Here is a 25091-nt window from a genome sequence, read left to right as displayed (position 1 = left end):
AAAATTTTGAAAACAATGTATTCTGACTTAAAATCTATTTATAAAAAAAATCTGAAATGGTAAATATACTTCCTTATAAAGGTATTGTAAATTATTATGGAAAAATTTTCAATGATACAGAAACAAGTTACTTTTATAATTCATTATTAAATAATATTGTTTGGAAAAATGATGAAGCATTTATATTTGGTAGATTAATTATAACAAAAAGAAAAGTTGCATGGTATGGTGATTCTGAATTTGAATATACTTATTCCAATATTACAAAAAAAGCTTTGCCATGGACTGAGGAATTGAAAGTGATAAAACAAGTAATAGAAGAAAAGTTGAATGAGAAATTCAATTCATGCTTACTTAATTTATATCATAATGGGAATGAGGGAATGGCGTGGCATAGTGATGGAGAAAAAGACCTAAAAAAAAATGGAGCTATTGCATCATTAAGCTTAGGTTCTGAAAGAAAATTTTCATTTAAATGCAAGAGTACTAAAGAGGTTGTAAGTTTGAAATTAGAAAATGGAAGTTTGTTATTGATGAAAGGTGAAACACAACTTCATTGGCTTCATAAGCTCCCTCCAACAAAACTTCATTTAGAACCAAGAATAAATTTAACTTTTAGAACAATTGAATATAAATAGAATTAAATTTTAAATGTTACTTCATTAACACAATTGTTATTCAATAATAAATAAAGAAATGTCTAATAATAATATTTATAAAGAATTTGAACAAGTATATTCATATTGGTTGGATGAATTAGCTAAATATTCTGATAATCAATTAGAGTTTAATATTGATTCAGAAAGTTGGACTATTGGTCAGCTTTACATGCATTTAATTAATTCAACTTTAAATTTTCATTTGAAACAAGTTGGGGTTTGTATTTCAAGCTCAGAAAATCGAAAAGGTAGGAAGAGTTTTAAAGGTATTTATTGCTTTATTTTTCTGAAAAAATTTCCTCCTATTAAAATTAAAGTCCCTCCTTCAGAGGCTTATACACCTAAACAACCTGAATCAAAAGCAATTATTGTAGCAGGGTTTCAAAATGTTAAAGAAGAAATGGAAAAAATATTATCGAAATTTAAAAATAATAAGAATGGCAAAACACCACACCCAGCATTTTCTTTTCTTAATGCTGATGAATGGTATAAACTTGTTTTAATGCATTGGAACCATCATATTTTACAAAAGGAAAGAATTGATAAAATTATGAATCAGTAAGTCAAAATTAAATTTAAATAATTAATTTACTTTTAAAGGTAAAAGAATTAAAGTAAACATAAATTTCATTGAATTTATTAAAAATTAATAATGAATTTATTATTGATTAATTAAAAATCATTTAATATTTATTAAGCTATTATAAATGAAAATAAAAGCAAAAAGTAGAATAAAAATACCGTAGTATCTTGATATAGTATTATTTTTTAATTTGGATGAAAAAGTGGCACCAATATAACTTGCAGGAATAACAGATGCTGCTAAAATCAATGCAGCATTCCAGTCAATATGCCCTAAAAAAGAATGAGTAATAATTCCTGGAATAGCTAAAACTGCTACACAAAAAAGAGAAGTGGCTAAAGACTCCTTCAATGATAAATTGCAAAATTTCATAAAAGATGGGACAAATATAATTCCACCACCAACTGCTAAAAATCCTGATAAAAATCCGGCAACAATACCTGAAAGAAAGATAGCATTTTTATTGATATTTATTTTTGGACTAACATTTAACACTTGAATTTCTGAACTAAAAAAACCTTTTTTTATAAAGGAGAAACCAGATTGAATTAACAATAATCCAGTAATAATCATTAACAAATAAGAAGGAGTAAATTTTGTTATATAGCTACCTAAAATACTAAAAGGAATAGCAAAAATTAAGGAATGTTTTGCAACTTCAAGCCTAAGTAATTTCTGTTTTGAATAAGCAATTGCACCTGATATTGCAGCAGGTACAACAGCTGGCAAAGGAGTTGCAAGCGCTAAATAATCTGGAAAATTAGCAATAATTTTTAGTAAGGGAGTTCCAAGAACTGCACCTCCTATGCCTAATGCTCCAGCTGAAAATCCAGTAATCAATCCTATTATAATGATGATAAACATATAATTTATTGATGTATTTATTTCTTTAAAAAGAATTGATGATTAAAAATTGAAAAATTAATAAATTGACATATTTTCAAGTTAGTAAATAATTTGAAGCAAATAAATTTTTCTTTAATTTCATTTAAAAATTGTTTTAACTTTTGATTTTTTAAAAAATCTAAATAACAAATTATTAACATTATTTGTAACTATATAATGATTTAAGAGTTGTATTAAAATATGGAAAACAAAGCTTATAAAATAATAACTCAAAACCTATGTATTAGATGCTATGATTTTAATGATGCAAAGTTATTAAAGGATTCTATAGATGAGAGTATTATTCATTTATCAGAATTTATGCCATGGGCAAAATTTGAGCCTGAAACTATATCTCAAAAGGAAGATAGGATTATAAATTGGATTGATAATTTTAATGAAAATAAAGATTTCATCTATGGAATTTTTAATCGTAATAATTCTAAATTATTTGGCGGTACAGGATTGCATACAAGGCAAGGAGAGGGAATTCTTGAAATTGGATATTGGATAAATGTGAATGAAGCAAACAAAGGATATGCAACAGAAGCCACTAAAGCATTAATGTTTGTTGCTTTTAATATTATTGGAATTGAAAAATTAGAAATTAGATGTAATTCATTGAATACAAATAGCATCAAAATACCCACAAAGCTAGGTTTTACTAATGAATATGAATTTAGAGTGATTGAAAAAGATAAAGCTGGAAATAGATTTGTTCACAAAGTATTTACCATGTTTAAAGAAGAATATCTAAATAATCAATTTGATAAAATAAAAATATTTGATTTAAATAATAATATAATTTTGTAATGTGTTTTAAATTCAATTCAAAAAATTAACAAATAAAACAATTTGAGTAACAAAGCAATATTTTTTGATAGAGATGGAGTAATCAATTTGAGATATATAGACAATTATGTAAAATCAACAGATGATTTTGTATTTCATAAAGATATATTTCAAATACTTCCAAAAGTGAAAACATTAAATTATAAAGCTATAGTAATTACTAATCAAAGATGTATTTCAAGAGGTATAATATCAGAATCCAAGCTATCTGAAATTCATAACTTTATGCAAGATGAGTTAATGAATAATTGTGGTTTTAATTTCAATGCTATTTATTACTGCCCTCATGAAAAAGAATTTGGCTGTGATTGTCGTAAACCTAAGCCTGGAATGATATTAAAAGCGAGTCTTGATATTGATATAGATTTATCTAATTCTTGGATGATAGGTGATTCAATAAGTGATATAGAAGCAGGAGAAAATGCTGGTTGTAAAACTGCTTACTTGAATAAAAATTCTTACAAAAGTAAAGCAAATATTACAGGGGAAACTTTGACTGAAATTTGGGATAAGATAATCCAATACTAATTATCTAGAAGGATTTTGAATTGATCTAGAATAATAGATTTTTGCTTTTTTCTTTAAATCACTATTACCAGAAATCAACACCTGCCTCATGTTAGATATTGCTTTTTTATTGTTTCCAGTTCTTGAAGCAGTAACTCCATCAATAAACAATTGTTGCATTTCTAAATTTTTTTCTGCTTTTAAAGCTAACTGTTTTGGACTTTCAATAATTGATTTAGGAACAACTTTTACATATTGAACTTTTTTAACACTATATTGTTTTATTGGTAGGTTACTTTGAGAATTACTACTTTTATAAACTAATTTAGACCTATTTTTAGAAGAAATATTCTTAAAATAACTTTTCTTCTGATTCATTTTTGGGGGAGTATAAGTATCATTATCATTTGAATAATTTAAATCATTCAATGATTTTGGTTCTTCTCCAGTAACTCCTTCAAGTGGGTCACTATTTTGATTGACACTGTTAGGATTGAATGGCTCAGGAGGTGTATACCCAGCAATTGTTGGTGATTTATATTCTAAATTGCTTTTATCAGTTGTTTGGGGTATATTTGATTTAATAGTTACAGGCTCAGATTTTGACTTATTCCAAGAAGTTAATGGATTGTCATGCTTTTTAGCAATTGAAGTATTTCTTTTAGAAGCAGTAGTTTTGTTACTTAACCTTGTGGTTTTACTTGAACATCCAACAAAAATAACAACTAAGAGTAGTAATACCCATAATTGTTTTATTTTGAAATATATGTTTGAAGTAATTAACATTTATTGCTTCGAGAAATTTTGTTCATTAAGTTCTAAATCTCTTTCAAATATACATAATTATGACGGTTTAAAGTTGGTAATAATAGCCAATTTGTGACATCTAATTGTAACAATTTGTGTCGAATTTTATGTTTTTAAGCAATTATTAATAAAAAATCAAGTTGAAATATCATAAAATATTAACTGTTCTTTGGTTATTTAATCAATGCATTGTTTGTTCACAAAATTTTCCTGATAGAGTAAATATTATAGATCCATTAAATGGAATTTGTAATGATTCATCAGGAACATCTTGGCTAAATACAACTAAATTATATGCAGAATTTTCAAGACATTTTAATGCTGATAAAAATCATTTATGGAATGCTAAAACTGGTGGTTATGTTGAACTGTTCAGATATGATTCTTCTTGGAGCGTAACCGCTGATGGAGTAATGGAAGTTGTGATGGATAGCTATAATGAAATAGCATTTAATCCAAGAGCAATATTTTGGGAAGAAGGTTTGCATTTTAACAAAAGTATTTCTGAAAAAATAGTACTTCAATTTGGATACACTCATAGGTGCAAACATGATGTTGATAATTTAGAAGCAAAATTAGAAAGAGGGTTGATTCAAGAAAGGACATTAGTCTTTAGCGGTATTATGTCTCGTATTTTCTTGAGACCAAAAGCATACTTTAAAATAGGTAATTTTGATTTAATTTATGGTTTATCTATCAGAAATGATTTTTTTATTCAAGCAGGTGATACTAGAAGTACAGATGATACAAATTCATTTTCAAAAGGCTTACCAATAGGAGCATTAATAGATGCAATTAATGTCTATTCAAAATTTGAGTTAATGCCAAAGAAATCTAATTATAGTTTACATTTCACTATTAATTACATGGCTAGTTTGTATGGAAAGGAACAAGGCTTAGCAAACAGAATTAAAAGTTTCAATAAAGTAATTCAATCTATTCCAATTTCAGAAATAGGGTTCAACTTATTCAATGATAAAGGGGCAAAATTCACAACTTTTTTAAGAAGTGAATTCCAACATGATGCTGGTATATTACCAGAACCAACCTCATCAAGATTGTTTTTAATAGGGTTCAGATTAAGTGATCAAATTACAATGTGGTAAAAGTCAATTATTTACATTTAGATTATTAATCAAATTAAAACTGAAATTATTCAATTTTATTAATTCTAGCTTGATGTCTTAAATTTGTGGAGGCAGGAGTATTAAGAAATTTTTTTATAATCTTTTTAGCTGTTTCCCAATCAATCAGTCTTTCACCTAATGTCAATACATTTGCATTATTATGCTCACGAGCAAGTTCAGCCATTTCTTCAGTCAAACAATTAGCTGCTCTTACACCTTTTATTTTATTCGCAGTTATAGAAACCCCAATACCTGATCCACAAATTATAATAGCATAATCAACAAGTCCATCAACAACAGCTTGAGCAGCTTTTTTAGCAAAGTCTGGATAATCTACTGATTCTGTAGAATTTGTACCAAAATCTATTACTTCAATACCTTCTTTCAGAAGAAATGAATTTGTATTTGTTTTATACTGAAACCCAGCATGATCTGATCCTAATGCAATTTTCATATTAAAAATAATTTTAAAATATTATAAATAAATTAATGACGTCAAATAAAAAAAATTGAACATATAATATTATTGAGTTAATACAAATACAACAATATTTGTTCCTATTTTTAATGCTAATTCTCTTTTTTCTATTGGATCATTATGTGCTTCTTGATCTGCCCATCCATCTGATGGATTTGTTTCGTAAGTATAAAAGACACAAAGTTTTTTATTTTTAGAAAATAATCCAAAACCTTGTGGTGTCTTATTATCGTGTTCATGAATTTTTGGCAACCCATTACTAAAATTAAAAAATGAATGATAAATTGGGTGAGAAAAAGGAAGTTCAATAAATTCATTTTCAGGAAATACCTTTTTCATTTCTCTTCTAATTGCTGTGTCAAGTCCATAATCATCGTCTATATATAGGAACCCACCATTGTTTAAATAACTTCTTAATCTTTCAATTTCATCACTGGCAAATTTTACATTTCCATGACCAGTTAAAAAAATGAATGGGTAAGAAAATAGATAATCTGATGATAATTCTATCTCTTGGAATTCTGGTTTAACATTTATTCCAGTCTCCTTATAAATATAATTGAGTAAATTAACTTCTGCTGATGGGTCATTATACCAATCTCCTCCACCACTATATTTTACTCTAGCAATTTGGAAAAAAGCATTAGAATTTTGTTTTATTTTTGATATTTTCTTAATAGAAATTGCATCCATTTCTTGAGCTTTCAATGGAATAAAACCAAATTCAAATAATGAAATTGATATTATGATTAGAAAATATAATTTGAAAAAACTAATAATACTTTGATTTAAATTAAGTTAAGAATAGCTAGAATATTTAAAAAATAAGTTTAGATAATCTTGAAAAAAAAATGATAAAAAAATATAAAACATATAAAAAATTCCCACTAATTTAACAACTACAAATTGATTTATTAGTGGGAATATATTTTAATGAACTTGTTTACTTAGCAAAAGCTACAGCTCTTTTTTCTCTGATTACAGTTACTTTAATCTGACCAGGATATTCCATTTCGTCTTGTATTTTCTTTGCAATATCATTTGATAATGAATCTGCAAGCAAATCATCAACTCGATCTGGTTCAACAACAACTCTCACTTCTCGACCTGCTTGAATTGCATAAGTTTTAGCAACACCTTCAAATGATCTAGCAATATTTTCTAATGTTTCTAATCGTTTAACGTATTGTTCTACTGCTTCGCGTCTTGCTCCTGGTCTTGCTCCAGAAATAGAATCGGCTGCCTGAACTAGAACTGAGATTGGAGAAGTCATTTCCATTTCTTCATGATGAGCTCCAATTGCATTACAAATCACAGGATTTTCTTTACATCTTTTAGCAATTTCAAAACCAATAATTGCATGTGGACCTTCAATATTTCTTTCAACGCATTTGCCCATATCATGCATCAAACCTGCTCTTTTAGCAAGGTTAGCATCAAGACCTAATTCACGAGCCATCGTTGCAGCTATATAAGCGGTTTCAATTGAATGTGATAAAACATTCTGTCCATAACTAGACCTGTACTTCATTCTTCCAATCAATCTAACAATTTCAGGATGTACATTATTTATACCTAATTCTAACAATGCAGTTTGCCCAGTTCTAATCAAGTCCTCTTCAAGTTCTTTCCTAACTTTATCAACAACTTCTTCAATTCTAGTTGGATGAATTCTACCATCATGCATTAATCTTTCAAGTGATATTCTAGCAACTTCACGACGGAATGGATCGTAATTAGATAATATTACTGCGTCTGGTGTATCATCAACAACAACATCAACCCCAGTTGCAGCCTCAAAAGCTCTAATATTCCTTCCTTCTCTACCAATAATTCTTCCTTTCATTTCATCTCCTTGAATATTCACAACTGATACTGTAGTTTCTACAGAATAATCTGAAGCACTTCTTTGGATAGCTTGAATTATAATTCTTTGTGATTCTTTCTTTGAATCAAGTTTTGCTTGATCTCTAACATTTTTAACTCTTTGAGCTGCTTCATTTTTTGCATCATTAATCATATTCTCAATTAGAAAAGTTTTGGCGTCTTCTCTAGACATACCTGAAATTCTCTCTAATCGAGTATTCTGTTCTGAAACCAATTCATCAATTATTTTCTTTTTTTGTTCAATTGTAGCTCTAACATTTTCAATATTCCTATTTGTTTCTTCAAGTTCTTTCTTTTGATCAGTTATTTTTTTCTTTTCATCATCAGCATTTTTTTCCCATAATTTTTTTTGTTCAGTGAAGTTCTTTTCAATAGTTTTTCTTGACTCATCAAAAGCTGTAGCTTTTATTTCAAACTCTTTTAATAAAGTTGCAGCTTGCAGTTCTTGTTTAGTAGCTTGTTCAAGTTTTTTAGATGCATTTTTTTCTATGTTCTCTTCACGTTGTTTAATCTGACGCTCTATATTCTGAAGTTTCTCACGTTTGATTTGAGATTCATCATCTAAAAGTTTTTTATTTTTTAAAAATTCATCTTTAGCTTGTAACTCTTTCTCACGCTTTAAATTATCACCAGAAATTTTTGCATCCTCAACAATTTGAATTGCCCTTGACTTTGCATCATCTATTTGAGTTTTTGCAGATTTAGACCCAAGTAAATAACTAACAACAAAACCAACAATACATCCTGTAACAACTAATATTATCTCAATGGTAGCATCCATTTAATTTTTTAAAGTTTTATTTATGTTAATATCAGTTTGAATTAATTAAAAAAACTACTTATTTGCAAATTCATTTATGCAATATCTCATAATTAGTTTAATTATTTAATTGGATTAAGTTGATAGGTTCTTTTAAAAATACTTGAATTCAATATGTTAGTTTATTAATATTTTTATTATCAAATCGTTTGAGTTACTCGCCGCAGTAAACTTACAAAATTTGTAAGTTTACATTCTCAGGCAAGAGTATTGAACCCTCTTTATAACACAGTGGGGAACTGCCAAACATATTTCGCTTCCAATGGTAAAATCTTATATATTTAAAAAAATATAAATAAGAATTTTACTTCCGGGTGGTTACGCAATGAGGCCTGCGAGCAATGCAATGAGTCAATTTCCCAATTTCTCAAAACTATAGGTTCAATTGTTGCGAATGGCGACGAGTATCTCAGACGAAATTTCTAAAACAATAAGTTTTTAAAAATATTATTTCATATTATTTAGTTTTCAAGTATTTCAAAGAACAATTATGAATGGAAATAGTGGAGTAAAGTAAAATAAAAAATTTATTATTGATTACCTTGTAAGCACATCTAATAATATATTGTTAATTTCTTCTAAACTAGATTTTACAATTTTAAGTTCATTATCATTATTTTTTTGCTCTAAAAGATGTTCCTCTGTAACATTTAACGCTGTTAATACTGCGTTTGTTGTTGATGATTCTACAACAGATTGCTGACCTATTTTCAACATCTTTTCATTAACTATTTTGGCAGCTTCATATATCATTGCAGGATTTTCCCCCAATAAATTATATTCAACTCCTGATATAAGAACTGAAATAGATTGCAATTTTAAAACAAAAAAAATAATATGAAAAAAAAATTCTCCTAATATCCACGTTCAATATCAATCCTAATTATTTTACAAAGTTACTAAAAAGTAACTTTAAATTATTTAAAGCAATTTAAAACAAATTTTCCATTGAATTGTTATCACTTAATAAGTAGCACATTAAATAAATTCTTATTAAATCAAAAATATTTCTATAAAATAAATATAAGAATTAAAAATTCAATCGAATAGTAATCAATTCTCTCAATTAATCAAAAACAATTATATATTAATTTTACCTATGCTTGTCAATTATTCTAATAGCTTCATGAATTGTTTCTTCAATTTCATTTCTAGCATTATTAGTAATAGTATTAAATTTCATACTATTTACTTCATGCATTAAATTATCAATTCGTTTTTCTCCAGCAATATGATAATCCTTTTTTTCAAGTTTAAGGTTAGCTAATTCAGATTTGAGAATTTCATTCTCTGTATCAATAGAATTTAGTTTTTGTGTTAATTCAATTGCATTAACTTTAAATATTTCTAATTGATTTTTTTGTAAAGCCATATTCTCATAATCCATTCTTAATTTTTCAAGCTCTAACTCTAAATCAAAATTACTATTATTTGACTTGCTTGATTTTTCTTTTAGTGTATCTAATTGGTGTTTTAATGAATTGTATTTTTCTTCAATTACAAATCTTTCTTCTGTTGATCTATTTAAACTTGATTGTAATGATTCGATTTCAACACATAATTCTTCTATAATTTTATCAGATTTAAAATCATTGTCGTTTTGTAAAAAAGATAATTTGTCAATTCCTAAATCTTTTACCTTATACATACCTATTTCATTTTTAGCCATCATTTGAGCAATCTCTTTTTCTAAAGTAACTGCTCTTTGAGTAAGTTCATTAATTTTAACTTCAAGTTCCTCTTCGTGAATTGACTTTGCATTCAAATCAGATTTTAAAATAATAATTTCTTCGTTTCTAAAATCAATTTCTAAAATCAATTTATCTATCCTATCTCCCCTTAAATCAAGTTGTTCAAGCATTTGCTCATTAGCTTTATTTGAAGCATTTAGCTGAATTTTTAAATCTTCATTCTCAATTTCTAAATCACTAAATTTTGTAATAAAAATCTGTAATGACTTTTTTAAATTTGATATCGATTCAATAATTTCCTGAGTTAAAGACATAACAAATAATTTTACAATGATTATTTAAACTTTTTAGTATTGTTTTTATATCAAAAACAAACTACATAAAATAACTTATTTATGATCTTAATTCTGCATTAAATTCTGAAGTTACTGATTTAATAATTTTTATCATAAATGAATCAATCTCTGTATCATCAAATGTTTTATCAACAGGAATAAAGGTCAAAGAATATCCCATTGATTTTTTATCTGAAGGGATGTTTTTGCCTTCATACAAATCAAACAATCTAATCTCATTTAAATACTTCCCAGCTGCTCTAGAAATAGAATTTTCAATATCATTATTTTTTATATTTTTATCAACAATTATTGAAATATCTCTTTGAACACTTGGGAACTTAGATTGATATTTATATTTAGTTGTTTTATAAGCTAGTTTGGACAATTTAATCAAATCAAAAACTGCAATTACTGGTTTGCTTTGAATATCGTCTTTTTGAATTAAGAATGAATCTAATCCACCTATTCTGCCAACTTCTATATCTTCTACAAAAATAGCTATTGAATTAACCGAGAATCCCCATTCTTCTTTTTCAACTGGTGAGAACTTAATATAATTTTTGATTGATAGGCTAGCAAAATATTTAATTATAATTCCTTTAGCATCTAACAAATCAAAATCTCTTTCTTTTAAATCAAATCCAGATGGTTCAGATTTTCCATTTAACAGTAATGAAAGTTCAAACATTTCAATAATCCCTGAAATATCACCTTGATTATTTTTCCCTTTTCTGAAGGCTTTTCCAACCTCAAACATCTTAATATCTTTTTTACCACGCCTTTGGTTGTAAGATAATGTTTTAGATAAGTTAGGAACATGACTTGTTCTCATAGATGAAAAATCTAACCCTAATGCATTTTTTAATAAGATGTTATCTCCATATCTTGAAGCAGTATCAGGGTCAGTAAAGTTCATAGAAATAATTTCTATGAATCCATTATTTACAAAGAATTTTCTAGTATTATTAGAAATTTTAACTTCAGGAATAACACTAGTTTTAAAAGAGACTGAACTCCTACTTGTAACTGGTATATTTTCATAACCAAAAATTCTAGCAACTTCTTCTACCAAATCAATCTCCTCAAAAATATCAGCTCTCCAGCTTGGAGAAATTACTTCAACATAATTAGTTGTAACATCTAACACTTTGCAACCAATAGATTCTAAGATACTAATTTGAGATTCTTTCGGAATATCAACACCAACAATTTGTTTTGTTCTTTCAAATCTTAATTTTATTTGTAATGGTGTATATACTTTTTGATAAGAATCAACTTTATCATTTTGAATATCACCACCAGATATTTCTGATATAATTTTTGCTGCTAAATCACATGCATAATTTGTAATATTAATATCAGCACCTCTTTCGAATCTATAACTAGCATCTGATGATATACCCAATAATCTTGCTCCTCTACGAATTACTGATGAATTGAAATATGCTGATTCAATTAATACATTTACTGTTGAATTTGAAATTTCAGTATTTTCCCCACCCATTATACCAGCTAATGCTATTGGTTTATCTTGATCACAAATTAATAAAACGTTATCAGGAAGTATATGTTCTTTGTTATCAAGGGTAATAAATTTTTCTCCACCAACTGATGACTTTACAATAATTTTATTTCCAGAAATTTTATCATAATCAAAAGCATGAAGTGGATGTCCGCATAAAAACATTACATAATTTGCTGTATCAATTACATTGTTTCTAGACTTTATTCCTAATTTTTTAAGAATTGTTTTGAGCCAATCTGGTGATTCTGAAATTTTTACAGACTTTACAATTCTTGCAATATATCTTGGACAATTATCTTTATTCTCAATTTCAATTGAAATTGATTCCGAAGTTTTATTTGAGCTTTCTATTAAAGTAATTGATGGTAAATTAATAGAATTTCCAGTAATAATTGAAATCTCTCTTGCCAAACCCAAATGACTTAAGCAATCCCCTCTGTTAGGCGTAATATCTAAATCATAAACAATATCTCCAAACATTTCAGACAGAGGGGTGCCAATTTTTGTACCGCTTGGTAAAACTAAAATTCCACCTGTACTTTCCCCAATACCTAATTCATCTTCACTACAAATCATACCTTCAGATTCAACACCACGAATTTTTCTTTTATCAATTTTAAATCCTAGCTTATGTATTATAGTACCAACAGTAGCAAAACAAATTATCTGACCTGCTTCAACATTAGGTGCACCACAAACAACATTATGAATTCTACTTCCAGTATTAACAGTACAAATAGATAATTTATCTGCATCAGGATGCTTTACTTTAGTTAAAACCTCTGCTGTTACAAAGCCTTTAAGTGATTCCTTTGTATCTTCAATAGAACTTATTTCTAAACCTAATGACAATAATTTATCAGACAAATCTTGAGGTGTAAATTCGAAAGATGTTATTGAGTTAAGTAATGAATGTATTATTTTTTTGGATGGCATAATGGATTAATACAAAGTTAAAATCTAAAAAAATCAATTGCAAATGTAAGGAATTTGATTAATTCTTTTTTAAATAACAGAATAGTTTTTTACATTAAAAAATTATTATTTTGTACTTAATAATAATTCAACTCTTCTGTTTTTCTGACGATTTTCTTCAATATCATTTGGTGCTATAGGCATTTTAGTTCCCATACCAATACTTGAAAGCCTTACTGAATCTATTCCATTAATTATCAAACTCTGTAATACCGAATTTGCTCTATATTCAGATAATTTATTATTATATTCCAAATCACCTTCGCTACTTGCATGTCCAATAACTTCAATTTTCACTTTTGTATATAATTTCATTAATCTTGTTATCTCATCAATTTCAGATTTAGATTCAGTTAAAAGTTCAATTCCTCCTTTTGAAAAAAATAAATTGTTTGCTTGAACCGTTTCATTATTATTAAGAATTTCCTCAATAGTTCTTAATTGAATCTCTTGCGTTAAATTATAATCTTTTAATATGGACCTTGTATCAAAATTTTTTGAAATGGTATAGTACCCTTTTTTCTGAAATGACCAACCATACAATTTACCAGAAGTAAGTGAAAAACTAAATTTTCCGTTGGTAATTTCGGGTCTTTCAACTATTCTGCTAGTAGATAAATCTTGTACTTCTAAATTAGCATCAATGGGCTCTCCTTTGCTATTTGTAACAATCCCATTAACAACAATTTTAAATGAATCATTTAATTTGATTGTACTTTTTTGAGAAGAACATGAAATTAAAGAATACAAAAACAAAGAGTAGAAAAATAGACGCATAAAATTTGATATATAAAAAATTGTATAAAACTTATATAATATAAAAACAAAAACCCTTTCAAAAATAAATGAATGGATTTTTGTTTTTTAAGAAAACTGAGAATGAAAATATTTAACTATTTAAAGTGTAATAATAAAATAATTCTATTTAAATCTGAGTTGAATTAGGTTGAAAAATACTCATCAAAATTTATTTGTTATTCTCCTTCGCGTCTAATTATCTCAACATATACTCTTCTTTTAGAAGCAAAATCATCTTTCATTTCGCTTACTCCACCTTCAACTGCTTTAAAGATAACTCTTTTTTCATTCTTTAAAGCAATGTAATCAGGGTTTTTAGTTTTATCTAGTAGCTCCTCAATATACTTTGCAGAATAAAATCCTCTTAATCCTGATAACTTGTTATTATCTAATAGTTCACCATGTTTTGCTGTAACCATTTTAGTTGTTGAATCTTCATAAGGAACTTCAGTATTCTCAATGTATTTCCCAATAATAGGTTTAGGATCTGCAAATCCAGAAACTCTAATTTCTAATATCTCATTTGGCAAGCCACGTTTGCGAAACTCAGGGAAAACTTCTTCAACACAAGATACAATTAGAGATTTAAAAAGTGATTCAACAGTTTTTGCATAGGCTTGATATTCTTGATGACGTTTTGAGCCTTTTGAAAACTCTTCAATGTAATTTGCATCTTTCAATTCATTGTTTTTCATTGGGAACAATTGTTCTAAATTATCTGGTGTATTAGGTCTGTAGTACCCAGTTACAAAGAATGGAATATCATATTTACCAAAATCAACTGCTTTAACAACTATTTTATTAAATTTAATTGTAACATCTTTTATAGCTCCTACTTTAGTTTCTGATACAACAATGTTTCTAACAGAATCTCTTGCTTTTGCTTCTATTTTATAATCCCTTCCAATTCTTAAATTGATTTTGTAATTTTTTTCTAAACCACTAGTTTTAATAACTTCAACTTGTCTGCCTGTTTTAGTATCAATAATTTCTACTAAGCCTGGCAGCGGTTTGCCAGATATTGAATCAGTTAAATGTAAAACTAAAGTGAACATACTATCAACTGGTATATTGTCATCCTCATCATCATTTGATGGAAAAGCGTACATTAACCCAATTGTTCCTTGAATTGCATGACCTTGCCAATCATTGTAATATTTTGTTACTCCATAACTTCCCAATACTTCAGGATTTAAAAACCAGTTCTTAGAAAGTTTTATCATAGCCCCTAAACCTCCTCTTAAAGTTACTTGTAAATTATTTACTGCAAGATTTCCTTGTCCAACTTGATGGATTGTTGTTCCGTCGATAAATTTTGTACCAGCAGGTGAGCTTAATGTTGCCGTTTCTATAAAACTTGAGCTTGGAATATATGAAAATGATGGTCCTACTGCTAAATAAACACCAGATTTTCCAAACATGAAACTTCCCATTAAATCAGCATTAAATGAACTCATTGAAATTTCAAGTAATTTATTAATTGTTGCAGTTTCTACTAACTGACCATTTCCAAAAATTGGATAAACTTCTGGAATTCCATCAAAATCACCACCACGTTTTTCAAACATGACTCTTGGCATAAAAACTATATAACTATTGATTGGTAAAAAGAATTTTGCTCCTGCAACTAATCCTAAACCTGTTCCTTTTTCAGCTACACAACAAACGGTGTTACCTTCAACAGTTTGAAAATGACCATTATGCAAGTTATAGTTTACACCTAAAGTTGCACCAATCATTATTGGTAATTTTTCTTGAGATAAACATTTATTGAAAACTAAAAATACTATTATTGTAAATCTTAAGTATTGTAAAAGAATATGTTTCATTGTTTTAATTTTAAATTTTTGTTAATGGTATGGTAAATATTTTACTTAGTTATAATTACTGATTGCGTTTCAACAAGGTTACCTGCACAAACAGTAACATAGTATATTCCAGAATTTAGATTTGTTATATCGAAGTATGAGTTATTAACTCCAACATTTTTAAACTCATCGTTGTTTTTAGAAATTAATACACCTATAGAATTAAACAAAGAAACTTTAACTTCTTGTGGTTCTTTAATAAAATAATCTATATACACAAGCGATGAATTTGACCCAGCTTTCAACATCAAACCTGCATTATATCTGGAGCTAGCATCAATCAGTTTTTGTTCTAAATAACATAAACTATCTAACCTTAGTAAGCCAGTATTTATTATTCCAACTTTTGGGTTACCATCTGCAAATTTTGCAGATGAAATTAATAAAGGTGTTTTTATTGAGTTACCTAATAATGCTCTAAATCTCAAATATGTTAGTATTGAATTTTTTGTAACATTATTAAGTGTTCCATTTGAAAATGTATATTTATAAAATCCGAGTGAATCTGTAACAGAGTAAATATTATTTACATTTACTGTTGGTAATGAGGATAATGACCCACCACTAGCTGTAACATCATTGCTTGGGAACATCATAGTTTTATTTCCTTTCAAAGTTAAATCTAATGTATTAACATCATAAGAAGCAGGAAGACTATCTAGAATATAGATAGGAATTTCAAATAAACCACCAGGTTTTGCAACGATTGTATCTCTAAGTGAAATTACAACACTATCATAACCAACACCCTTAAGCATTAAATTAATTGGTGGTTTACAATCGTTATAATTAAAAGTAAAACTAGAATCTAAAACCCTCAATTTCCTTGGAGAAAAACAAACATTAACTTGTGAAGAAGATCCTGGTGCAATAGTAATAGGGAAAGATGATGTAATTCTAAAACCTTTTAATTCAATTGGAGCAGATGCTAAAACTAATGGTGCATCACCTGTATTGGAAATTACAACTGTCCCACATTTTTCTTTATTAATTTTAACACTGTCAAAATTAATTACCGAAGGAGTGAGAACCATTAATGGTGCAATTGAGCGACCTTTTAGAACGAATGTAAAAGGAATATTCTTACTTAGATCTAAAGCAATTCTTTTATAAACATCTAGCAGTTCTGTTGCATTCAACGGATAATACTCTGTCCCACCAGTATTTATTGATAAATCATGAAGAGTATTTCTTCCAATTGTTGAAGTTACTCCAAATCCTATAGTATAAATTCTTACACCTAATAAATTTGCTCTAGCAATGATTGAGTTAATTGCAGTTTGAGAATACCCACTATTATCTTCACCATCAGTTAACAATACTATTACTCTTCTTCCTGGTATTCTTCTAGTTAATAAGTTATCCAAACCAACATTAACTGCATCATAAATTCTAGTTGATCCTCCAGAAACTGTTGGCACTTTACTTTTAAGTAAATTAATATCTGAACTGAAATTTTGAACTACTTGTATATCCGATGAAAATTTTATAATCTCTGCCTCATCAACAATAGATCTTGCCGGATCTATAACTAAATTATTAAGGAAATATTTTCCTCCAGCATTTGCTGCTGTAATTCTTTTTTCTCCAGTTGATGTAACTATTTCCATACTTCCACTTACATCCATAATCATAGAAATTGAAAGTGAAGTTCTATTATCAACAATCATGTTAACTATTTGAGAATCTACTTTAGGAGATATAATTGGTGAATAACAAACTGGTAATGTTTGAGATTGATTTGGTTGTAAAATTATTGGAGTATTAACTGTTGCATTCAATCTAAATGGTAATATCAAATTATCAATTCTTGAAATGTTCATTGGGTCACTACCAATATTTCTTAAAGTAAGATTTGTTCTGCAATCAGTTGTTCCACATAAAACTGAACCGAAATCAAATGGATTGGTATTTATCTCTAATACAGGTCCAAGATTAACTTTTGGAGGAAAAATTCCAATTCCATTTAAAGCAATATTTTTTGTTAAATTTCTACCACAAATTGAATAACTAACAATTGCATTTGAAGATTCAGAAGCATCATTTGAAGGATTAAAACAAATTTCAATGTTTGCATTTGTTCCTGGTAAAATTGTTAATGGAGGTGGTGTTTTTACATTAAAGTTTGCATTTCCTATTACTATAGGATTCATATTTATAACAGTAGATCCAGTATTAGAAATTGTTACTGTTCGGCAGTCAGAAGTGAAAACTGGAACACTACCAAAATTGATAGAATTTATTGAAAGATTCAAATCTCCAATTGGCATTGACTCTGCTATAAATGTAACTGAAGTATCTAATGATACATTATTTTTATCTGTATATGTTATAACAATTCTTGATGAATCAAGTGAAGATATAATGTTTCCTTGATAACAGAACAACCATCTAACTGAATCATTAGTTGCTAAATTGGTTGGGGTGTTAATTGGAGTTGCTTGATCTAATGGAAATTTTGATGTCCCTGATAATCCTGAAACTCCTGTTATTCTCAATTGATCGGCAGTAGTATTTTTAATAACTAAAGGCAAACAAATTTTTTCTCCACATGTAACCTTACCAAAGTTAATTCTAGTTTGAAATGTTAACTGAGCTTGAGAATTTGTTGTTACAATAAAAGTGAATAAGATTAAAATGGTAAAAATTGTTTTCATAGATTGGTTGTATTTAATTGATTTTATTTGTTTAAAAATTGGAAATTATTTCAAATCCTGATCTACTCTATTACTACTCTTTTTGAATTAATCATTTAAAATGATAAACCAAATTTGATTCATTAAATATAATCTTTGAACGTTGCATTTGAATCCTTTTTCCGTGGCAGTTAAAATTGAATTGAACAGTTATTAATAAAAAAATTATTTACAAAAAAAACCCAACATCAGTTAAAACATGATATTGGGGTCTATAAATTTTATAAAGTACTATTTTAGTTCTAACTTTAAAGGATTTAAAATTAACTCAATTGAATTTGTATTACATTTTCCTTTATTAATTATGTATTCTGAAATTATCGAAGTTTTTTTAATAGAATTAATATCATCTAACAAAATATATTTTGACCATCCATCTTTTATAGTATTAAAATTTCCATCTGATGTTAAATCCATTTTTGGATATAATGTTGGTGGATTTGTACTATAATCTGCATTCCCAGGACCCCATTCCCAAGCCAACCAACCTATTTGATTTAACTGACATTCACTTAAAATTGTTTTGTATAAATTATCATCTGAATTAGGATCATCCAAATAACAACCAGCAAATTCTCCTATTATCAATGGAATATTTTTTGAAACAGATTCTGAAAGTTTTTGTTTGAGTAAATTAGGTGGATTATTGAAATACTTTGGTTGCCAATAAGCATGTAATGAGAACATTAAATTTTTACTAGGATCGTTATCAATTAGATATTGAGCATTGTTAAGAATAATATCAATATTCTGTCCATAACCAGCAGCATCAATTACAATTGGTACTTGAATACCATTGTTCCTTAATGATGTTATATTGTTTTTATATTCTTCCTTAAATTGTGCATCAGTAACATCAAAATTACCTGCTTCATTTGCAAAATTTATAATCAAGTAACTCTGATGTTTTTTCAACACATCTAAAACATCAGGTTTTCTCCAATAATTTAGACATTGATTTAATTTACTAAAGTCACCTGTAGCATCATGAAGTTCAACCATTGGTATCATTTTATTATCAATACAAGCTTGTATAACTCTATCTAAATTTGAAGAAGTAGCATTCTTGTTTTTAAAATCTGATTCCCACACTATTCTTAAAACATTTGCTCCAGTCTTGCTTATTTCCTTCATTTGAGGGATTCCAAAATCATTATTTTCCCAAATATTCATCTTGTTCACACCTCTCAAAATAACTATATCATTACATGGAGTATATAAAAATCTACCCTTTACTTGCAATACATTTTTATCATTTGGAATATTGATTTTATCAAGTTTGAAAAATTTCACAATCTCTCTTGAAGTTTGAAATTTCCCATCAGACCAACTATGCCCCATACCAGCAATCCTAATCAAAGAAATATCAAAAGGATTATCACAAAACTGTAATTTATCTACACCAGATGAAATGTTAATTACCTTTGTATAAGTATTATTTTGGCAAGTTGGATATGAAAATAAGAATAATGGATACTCTTCATAATCTTTAGGAGTATTGTCAGGATCTGGATAATCAACAACATTATCGGAAGTTCCATGAATATGCATAATTGGCAAACCCCTGAAACTATTTGAAGTTACTTTTGAAGTAACAAAATTGTTATCACCCCACAAATTTCCAGCAACAGGAGCAATTGCTTGAAAACTTTCTCTTAAATTAATTGCTAAATTATAACACATAAAAGCACCATTACTCATACCAGTGGCAAAAACTCTTGAATCATTAATTAAAAAATTATTTTTCATATAATCTATCATATCTTTTGTAAATAATATATCATCTGGAGCATTAGGGTCGTTAATTCCAGCATGCCCAGGCTTGTCATCAACATATACATTCCATTGAGTAGTTCCACCTAATAATGCTAATGCTTGCGGATAAATCACAATAAAATTGTTTAAATCTGATAATAAATTAAAACCTGTAAACGAACTCATGTTTCCTGAAGTGCCACCAGTTCCATGATAAGAAATAATCATTGGAAGATTTTTATCAGGATTAATAGAAGGTAAATGAATGTCAAATTTTCTAGCAATTCCCCCACTTGTAATTGAAATAGTTCTATCTTGCTGAGCAAATAGATAAATTGAATTTGTAAATAAGATAAAAATTAAAGCAATTTTTAATGTCTGTTTCATGTTGTAATTTTTTTTAAAGTAAACTAAAATTAAAAGTAAGAAATTAAAATAACTATTAGATTTATTTTAATTCTAAAATTTTATAAAACTTAGTTTTGAATTCATTAATCATTGATACTACTTTACTATTTTCTCCACCAGTACCTATTGTACCCTTTTTAGGAGGAATTTTAAGATTTAAATTCAATGTAAATTCATCTGCTCCTAAATCTGGTTTATCACTTCTATTAGAGCCATCATAATCTTTCAAAAGACCTTGAATAAGTGCACCTTTATTAATACAAATACTGTTTGACAATAAATGAAAATTAGAGTCAAGCATTGGGTTACTTTCAATGCTGTTTACATCATATCCATTTTTATTTTGCCAATCTTCAAAACTAATATCATTTCCTAAATATCTGACTTTAATTTTACCAGAAACTTTGTAGTACAAGTTATTATCAATATCATTATTACCAGTTAATGCGGCTTCACGAACTTCTATTGTTAAATCATCATCTGTGTTTGGACTCAAGTCAACAAAAATATTATTCTTTATGAATAAACCCTCACAAGCAGTTTTGTACTTGGGCTCAGGATTTGCATCAGGGTAAATTTCATTATGATTAATAAAAAGAGGTGAAAAAAATGTTTTAGTTGGAGTTATAATTGTATTATTATAAACTTTACAATCCTTAGCTCCCCAAAATCCAATACCAGCACTTCCAGTATTAATTATAAAATTATTTCTTGCAACTCCCCTAATATTATCATATCTTTTTGGATTTGTTTCAGGATTATACCATTCATCGTCAGTATCAAATCCCATAAATATTCCTCCATCTCCTGTATTCATAATAAGATTATTTTCTATTAAGCAATCTTCAGCACCCCCTTTTGCATATATTCCATTAGTAGAAATATCATGAAAATAACAATCTCGAACTATCATCCTTGGGCTGTTAACATTATCAATTCCTTCAGCATTATGTGAATATGGGTCAGGATTAGTAGGATCATTACTTGGTCCAACGCCACTATTATAAATTTCACAACCAATAATTTTTATGTCGCTACAAGCCGGAGTAATTTTAATACAATCACGCCCTGTATCATGAATTCTACAATTGAGTAAAGTAACATTTCTAACCCCTCGTCTATTAGAATAAATTTCACCATCATCCCAGTTTGTATTGAAGAATATTCCATAAAAATATCCACCAGAAATATCTAATCTTTCAAGTAAACCGAAGTTAATTTCAGGATTTTTAAAAGCAATACAATATGTTATTGAATCTATGTTTATTGGTGCAATAATTTTTGCAAATTCGTTCTGATAAGATTTTATTGTGATATTATTTGTCCTAATATTTATTTCATTACTTAGGTACTTACCTTCCCTTAAAATAAGTTCATCACCAGCAATTGATTTATTATCAAGAACAAATTGAATTGAAAAAAATGGAGAATTAATTGTGCCATTCCCAAAATTATCATTACCATTTGTACTGATATAGATTTGATTGGAATATAAATTTATATTACTAAGTAAAACAATAAATAATATAGTAATTGATTTCATAAAAAATGATTTGTTAAGTTTAAAATTGTAATTAATAGTTGAAAGTTAATACATTATTTTCCAGACAGATAAATAGAATATAGAAATGCCTTTGAAATAGTTCCAGCTGCTTTTTTCCCTAAGTGTCCTGTTCCATCAGTTTCATCCACACCATTAATTTCACTTGGGTCAGTTTTGCTAGCTCTAAATTCAGGGCAAATTCTCCAAATACTATTTTCACTACATTCACCATTCTTGCTTTCAATAGATTCAAAATCAAAAACAACATCTTTGTTTTTAAAAGTTTCAATCATCCATTCTCCTACTTTTCTTTTAGCCGAATTTCCTTCATAAATAGAATAAACTAAAGGTGGAGTAACATGAACAAATTTCATATTTGGAATTAGAATTCTAATTTCATCAATCATGTTTTTGTAAGCAATTTCAACGTTCAAATAATTGTCATCATCAATATCTGCATAACCAAATTTAAAAACACAAATTTTCCAAATGTTTTTATGTTTTAAAATGTGATCTTTAAAAACTCTAATTTTTTCATAAGGATTCCCATTTGCAATATTTCCTACATCAATAAATATCCCACCAAATGGCTTATTCATTGGGGTTACATCTTTACCGTAATATTCAAAATTCACTCCATTAGCTCTACAACCTTCTTCTAAATCACCACCAACAGATTGATGTAAAAAAAGTAAACTCCAATTGAGTATCCTGTTTTTTTCAGTTTGTGGTAATCCATCCCATTTCAAAATTCCATCAGTAGAAACTAAACAAGACTGACCATTCCCGATATTAACTATTGTGTCTTTTACAGTTGAATTGTTGTCAATTGGATTACTAGAATTATTACTACAAGAAGTAAGTACAATTAATAATATAATTAAAGAATAGATTCTAATTTTTTGGTTCATTTTATATTTGTAAAAAATTGGTTGTTGAAAATTTATTTGTGTTTGATTAATTATTTATTCAAACATAATAGATTTATAATTCAATGGAACTACTCTATAATTACTCTAATTTCAATTATATTTTATTCACAAAGATTGAATAATTTACATTATAAAAAATTGTATTTACTCAATTATTATAATAATGATTAAAAAGAAAACTAAGAATCCAACTGATGATATAAGTGAATTGACAGAAATTAAATTGTTTGAAAATGAGGTTGGTAAACAATTTGTTAATACAAAAATTTATATAGAAAAACTAATTTGTGATTCATTAGCTTTAGAAATATCTAATATCACAGAATCTGAAAAATTATCGAATCTTGCATTAAGTTATTCAGAAAAAATAGATGATAAATTGTTGATAACAAAGTCTTTAAGCCAATTAGGAAGAATTAATTTAATCAAATCAAATTTTCAGATTGCACTAGATTTTTTTTATAAAGCTTTAGATTATAACAAAATATTAAATAATCAACAAATTTATGTTTCATTATATAACAATATTGGAGTTATATATTTAAATCAATCTGATTTATGGAAAGCATTAGAATTCTTGATTAAATCGATAGATATTTGTAAAACTTTAGGTGATAAATTCACAATTTGCAGGCAACTTACAAACATAGCTGCAATACATACCGAAACATGTAATTACCCAAAAGCAATAGAATCATTACAAGAGTCTTTAAAAATTAGTAATGAAATAAATGACTTATATACTTATGCCGCAAGCATTTTAAACTTAGGAAACATTTACTATTTTTTAAAAGATTACGATAATGCATTAGATTGTTTTGAGAAATATATTCAGATTGAAACAGAGCTAAATAACCCTGAAGGAATTTCCAGGGGGTACAATAATATTGGGCTTCTTTATATACAAAAAAAGGAATTCAATATGGCAAAAAAATATATTAAGAATGTACTTAAAAGGCGGAAAAGTTTTGAAAATACAATTGGATATGCTAGTACTATTGGAAACTTAGGAATGGTACATTTAGAATTAAAAGAATATGATAATGCAATTGTTAATTTTAAAGAATCCCTAGAAATAAGTTCCATTTTAAACTATAAAATTGGAGTTGCAATTCAAACATTAAACTTAGGTCATGTATATTCTAAAGTTGAATTTATAGATAGTGATTTGAAAAAGGCTAAAAATTATTTTTTAAATTCTATCGATTTATTTAGGAAATTAGGAGTTAAGGAAAGGGAACTTGAAGCTCATTTTGCTGTTTCTGAATTGTATGAGTTGAGCAATAAATTTAAAGATGCATTAGAACATTTAAGGAGTTATTATAGACTAAAAGAGGAGATTTCAAATGAAGATGTGCAAAAGAAAGTTAGGTTGTTTGCTATTGAACGCAAAACCTTAGAAAAGGAGAAAGAAAAAGAAATTGCAGAACAAAAAATTAAATATCTAGAGCAATTATTAGATTCAAAACAAAGAGAACTTTTAAATTTTGCAGCACAAATAGTTGAAAAAACTGAATTTGTAAATATGATTGTTTCAGGAATAGAAAAGCTTACTTTAATGACCGATGGATATGCAAAAGAAGTTGCAATTAATATGTTAAATGGAGTAAAGAATAAATCAAATATAGAAAATGATTGGAAAATATTTCATCATCAATTTTTACAATTGAATCAAGATTTTGCAAGTGTGATGAATCACAAATTTCCACAATTAACTTCGATGGAATTGAAATTATGTGCTTTATTAAAAATGCAAATTGCTAGTAAAGATATAGCAGAAATGTTGAACTTATCATTAAGAAATATTGAAAATCATAGGTATAGATTAAGAAAAAAATTTAACCTTGAAGTTAACGAAAGTTTGACAGTCTATTTAGCTGCTCTCTAATAATAATTGCTCAATATATTTTAAAAATCTAAAAAACTGTTTATTAAATAAAAGTAAGTTAATAGATAA

General features: G+C 27.4%; 20 protein-coding genes. 6 read left to right on the top strand and 14 right to left on the bottom strand.

Annotation, left to right across the window (positions count from 1 at the left end):
* The first annotated feature begins 56 nt into the window (after positions 1 to 56).
* Together IPP08_09525 and IPP08_09520 are read left to right on the top strand one after the other, a co-directional pair.
* Positions 57 to 638 (top strand): alpha-ketoglutarate-dependent dioxygenase AlkB, encoded by a 582-nt coding sequence (locus IPP08_09525; protein QQS66002.1) that lies wholly within the window; start codon positions 57 to 59, stop codon positions 636 to 638.
* A 58-nt stretch (positions 639 to 696) separates the two neighbouring features.
* On the top strand, positions 697 to 1221 hold the full coding sequence (locus IPP08_09520) for a DinB family protein (GenBank protein QQS66001.1): 525 nt from the start codon (positions 697 to 699) through the stop codon (positions 1219 to 1221).
* 117 nt (positions 1222 to 1338) lie between these two features.
* Here the strand turns inward: IPP08_09520 and IPP08_09515 are convergent, their stop codons facing one another.
* The gene (locus IPP08_09515) at positions 1339 to 2106 is read right to left on the bottom strand and encodes a sulfite exporter TauE/SafE family protein (GenBank protein ID QQS66000.1); all 768 of its coding nucleotides are present in this window, start codon (positions 2104 to 2106) and stop codon (positions 1339 to 1341) included.
* 222 nt (positions 2107 to 2328) lie between these two features.
* On the opposite strand from IPP08_09515, the gene IPP08_09510 reads away from it, so the two are divergent.
* Together IPP08_09510 and IPP08_09505 are read left to right on the top strand one after the other, a co-directional pair.
* Positions 2329 to 2940, top strand: coding sequence for a GNAT family N-acetyltransferase (locus IPP08_09510; protein ID QQS65999.1), 612 nt, complete (start codon positions 2329 to 2331; stop codon positions 2938 to 2940).
* A 42-nt stretch (positions 2941 to 2982) separates the two neighbouring features.
* Complete coding sequence (locus IPP08_09505; protein QQS65998.1) at positions 2983 to 3507, top strand: HAD family hydrolase; 525 nt, start codon at positions 2983 to 2985, stop codon at positions 3505 to 3507.
* Here the strand turns inward: IPP08_09505 and IPP08_09500 are convergent, their stop codons facing one another.
* Positions 3508 to 4272: a hypothetical protein gene (locus tag IPP08_09500; protein QQS65997.1), complete on the bottom strand. Its 765-nt coding sequence runs from the start codon at positions 4270 to 4272 to the stop codon at positions 3508 to 3510.
* A 161-nt stretch (positions 4273 to 4433) separates the two neighbouring features.
* Between IPP08_09500 and IPP08_09495 the strand changes: the two genes are divergently transcribed.
* Positions 4434 to 5399, top strand: coding sequence for a hypothetical protein (locus IPP08_09495; GenBank protein QQS65996.1), 966 nt, complete (start codon positions 4434 to 4436; stop codon positions 5397 to 5399).
* Between the two features lie 46 nt (positions 5400 to 5445).
* On the opposite strand, the gene rpiB is transcribed toward IPP08_09495, so the two are convergent.
* From rpiB to IPP08_09435, 12 genes are all read right to left on the bottom strand, one after another.
* Positions 5446 to 5874: a ribose 5-phosphate isomerase B gene (gene rpiB, locus IPP08_09490; protein ID QQS65995.1), complete on the bottom strand. Its 429-nt coding sequence runs from the start codon at positions 5872 to 5874 to the stop codon at positions 5446 to 5448.
* A 69-nt stretch (positions 5875 to 5943) separates the two neighbouring features.
* Complete coding sequence (locus tag IPP08_09485) at positions 5944 to 6591, bottom strand: DUF4159 domain-containing protein (GenBank protein QQS67867.1); 648 nt, start codon at positions 6589 to 6591, stop codon at positions 5944 to 5946.
* Positions 6592 to 6841: 250 nt separating this feature from the next.
* Complete coding sequence (gene rny / locus IPP08_09480) at positions 6842 to 8566, bottom strand: ribonuclease Y (protein ID QQS65994.1); 1725 nt, start codon at positions 8564 to 8566, stop codon at positions 6842 to 6844.
* Between the two features lie 576 nt (positions 8567 to 9142).
* Positions 9143 to 9421 carry a cell division protein ZapA gene (locus tag IPP08_09475; protein ID QQS65993.1) on the bottom strand — a complete coding sequence of 93 codons (279 nt, stop codon included), beginning with the start codon at positions 9419 to 9421 and terminating at the stop codon, positions 9143 to 9145.
* Between the two features lie 277 nt (positions 9422 to 9698).
* Positions 9699 to 10610 carry a hypothetical protein gene (locus IPP08_09470; protein ID QQS65992.1) on the bottom strand — a complete coding sequence of 304 codons (912 nt, stop codon included), beginning with the start codon at positions 10608 to 10610 and terminating at the stop codon, positions 9699 to 9701.
* Positions 10611 to 10689: 79 nt separating this feature from the next.
* Positions 10690 to 13095 (bottom strand): phenylalanine--tRNA ligase subunit beta, encoded by a 2406-nt coding sequence (locus IPP08_09465; protein QQS65991.1) that lies wholly within the window; start codon positions 13093 to 13095, stop codon positions 10690 to 10692.
* A gap of 105 nt (positions 13096 to 13200) precedes the next feature.
* Positions 13201 to 13911, bottom strand: a complete 711-nt coding sequence (locus IPP08_09460) for an OmpA family protein (GenBank protein QQS65990.1) — start codon at positions 13909 to 13911, stop codon at positions 13201 to 13203.
* A 197-nt stretch (positions 13912 to 14108) separates the two neighbouring features.
* Complete coding sequence (locus tag IPP08_09455; protein QQS65989.1) at positions 14109 to 15761, bottom strand: hypothetical protein; 1653 nt, start codon at positions 15759 to 15761, stop codon at positions 14109 to 14111.
* 41 nt (positions 15762 to 15802) lie between these two features.
* Positions 15803 to 18457, bottom strand: a complete 2655-nt coding sequence (locus tag IPP08_09450; protein ID QQS65988.1) for a choice-of-anchor D domain-containing protein — start codon at positions 18455 to 18457, stop codon at positions 15803 to 15805.
* A 270-nt stretch (positions 18458 to 18727) separates the two neighbouring features.
* Positions 18728 to 20638: a cellulase family glycosylhydrolase gene (locus IPP08_09445; protein QQS65987.1), complete on the bottom strand. Its 1911-nt coding sequence runs from the start codon at positions 20636 to 20638 to the stop codon at positions 18728 to 18730.
* Between the two features lie 61 nt (positions 20639 to 20699).
* Complete coding sequence (locus tag IPP08_09440; GenBank protein QQS65986.1) at positions 20700 to 22202, bottom strand: right-handed parallel beta-helix repeat-containing protein; 1503 nt, start codon at positions 22200 to 22202, stop codon at positions 20700 to 20702.
* A gap of 53 nt (positions 22203 to 22255) precedes the next feature.
* Complete coding sequence (locus IPP08_09435; protein ID QQS65985.1) at positions 22256 to 23113, bottom strand: hypothetical protein; 858 nt, start codon at positions 23111 to 23113, stop codon at positions 22256 to 22258.
* A 184-nt stretch (positions 23114 to 23297) separates the two neighbouring features.
* On the opposite strand from IPP08_09435, the gene IPP08_09430 reads away from it, so the two are divergent.
* Complete coding sequence (locus tag IPP08_09430; protein QQS65984.1) at positions 23298 to 25022, top strand: tetratricopeptide repeat protein; 1725 nt, start codon at positions 23298 to 23300, stop codon at positions 25020 to 25022.
* Positions 25023 to 25091: the final 69 nt, after the last annotated feature.

Source organism: Chlorobiota bacterium (assembly GCA_016700335.1).
Lineage (GTDB): Bacteria > Bacteroidota > Ignavibacteria > OLB7 > OLB7.
This window is presented reverse-complemented; position numbering and strand designations above follow the sequence as displayed.

What these genes read in the sequence shown, in the direction of transcription:
- IPP08_09510 (QQS65999.1), top strand. Translation starts at nt 2,329, where the DNA reads ATGGAAAACAAAGCTTATAAAATAATAACTCAAAACCTATGTATTAGA.
- rpiB (QQS65995.1), bottom strand. Translation starts at nt 5,874, where the DNA reads ATGAAAATTGCATTAGGATCAGATCATGCTGGGTTTCAGTATAAAACA.
- IPP08_09520 (QQS66001.1), top strand. Translation starts at nt 697, where the DNA reads ATGTCTAATAATAATATTTATAAAGAATTTGAACAAGTATATTCATAT.
- IPP08_09515 (QQS66000.1), bottom strand. Translation starts at nt 2,106, where the DNA reads ATGTTTATCATCATTATAATAGGATTGATTACTGGATTTTCAGCTGGA.
- IPP08_09435 (QQS65985.1), bottom strand. Translation starts at nt 23,113, where the DNA reads ATGAACCAAAAAATTAGAATCTATTCTTTAATTATATTATTAATTGTA.
- rny (QQS65994.1), bottom strand. Translation starts at nt 8,566, where the DNA reads ATGGATGCTACCATTGAGATAATATTAGTTGTTACAGGATGTATTGTT.
- IPP08_09440 (QQS65986.1), bottom strand. Translation starts at nt 22,202, where the DNA reads ATGAAATCAATTACTATATTATTTATTGTTTTACTTAGTAATATAAAT.
- IPP08_09525 (QQS66002.1), top strand. Translation starts at nt 57, where the DNA reads ATGGTAAATATACTTCCTTATAAAGGTATTGTAAATTATTATGGAAAA.
- IPP08_09485 (QQS67867.1), bottom strand. Translation starts at nt 6,591, where the DNA reads ATGGATGCAATTTCTATTAAGAAAATATCAAAAATAAAACAAAATTCT.
- IPP08_09450 (QQS65988.1), bottom strand. Translation starts at nt 18,457, where the DNA reads ATGAAAACAATTTTTACCATTTTAATCTTATTCACTTTTATTGTAACA.
- IPP08_09465 (QQS65991.1), bottom strand. Translation starts at nt 13,095, where the DNA reads ATGCCATCCAAAAAAATAATACATTCATTACTTAACTCAATAACATCT.
- IPP08_09470 (QQS65992.1), bottom strand. Translation starts at nt 10,610, where the DNA reads ATGTCTTTAACTCAGGAAATTATTGAATCGATATCAAATTTAAAAAAG.
- IPP08_09460 (QQS65990.1), bottom strand. Translation starts at nt 13,911, where the DNA reads ATGCGTCTATTTTTCTACTCTTTGTTTTTGTATTCTTTAATTTCATGT.
- IPP08_09500 (QQS65997.1), bottom strand. Translation starts at nt 4,272, where the DNA reads ATGTTAATTACTTCAAACATATATTTCAAAATAAAACAATTATGGGTA.
- IPP08_09455 (QQS65989.1), bottom strand. Translation starts at nt 15,761, where the DNA reads ATGAAACATATTCTTTTACAATACTTAAGATTTACAATAATAGTATTT.
- IPP08_09430 (QQS65984.1), top strand. Translation starts at nt 23,298, where the DNA reads ATGATTAAAAAGAAAACTAAGAATCCAACTGATGATATAAGTGAATTG.
- IPP08_09445 (QQS65987.1), bottom strand. Translation starts at nt 20,638, where the DNA reads ATGAAACAGACATTAAAAATTGCTTTAATTTTTATCTTATTTACAAAT.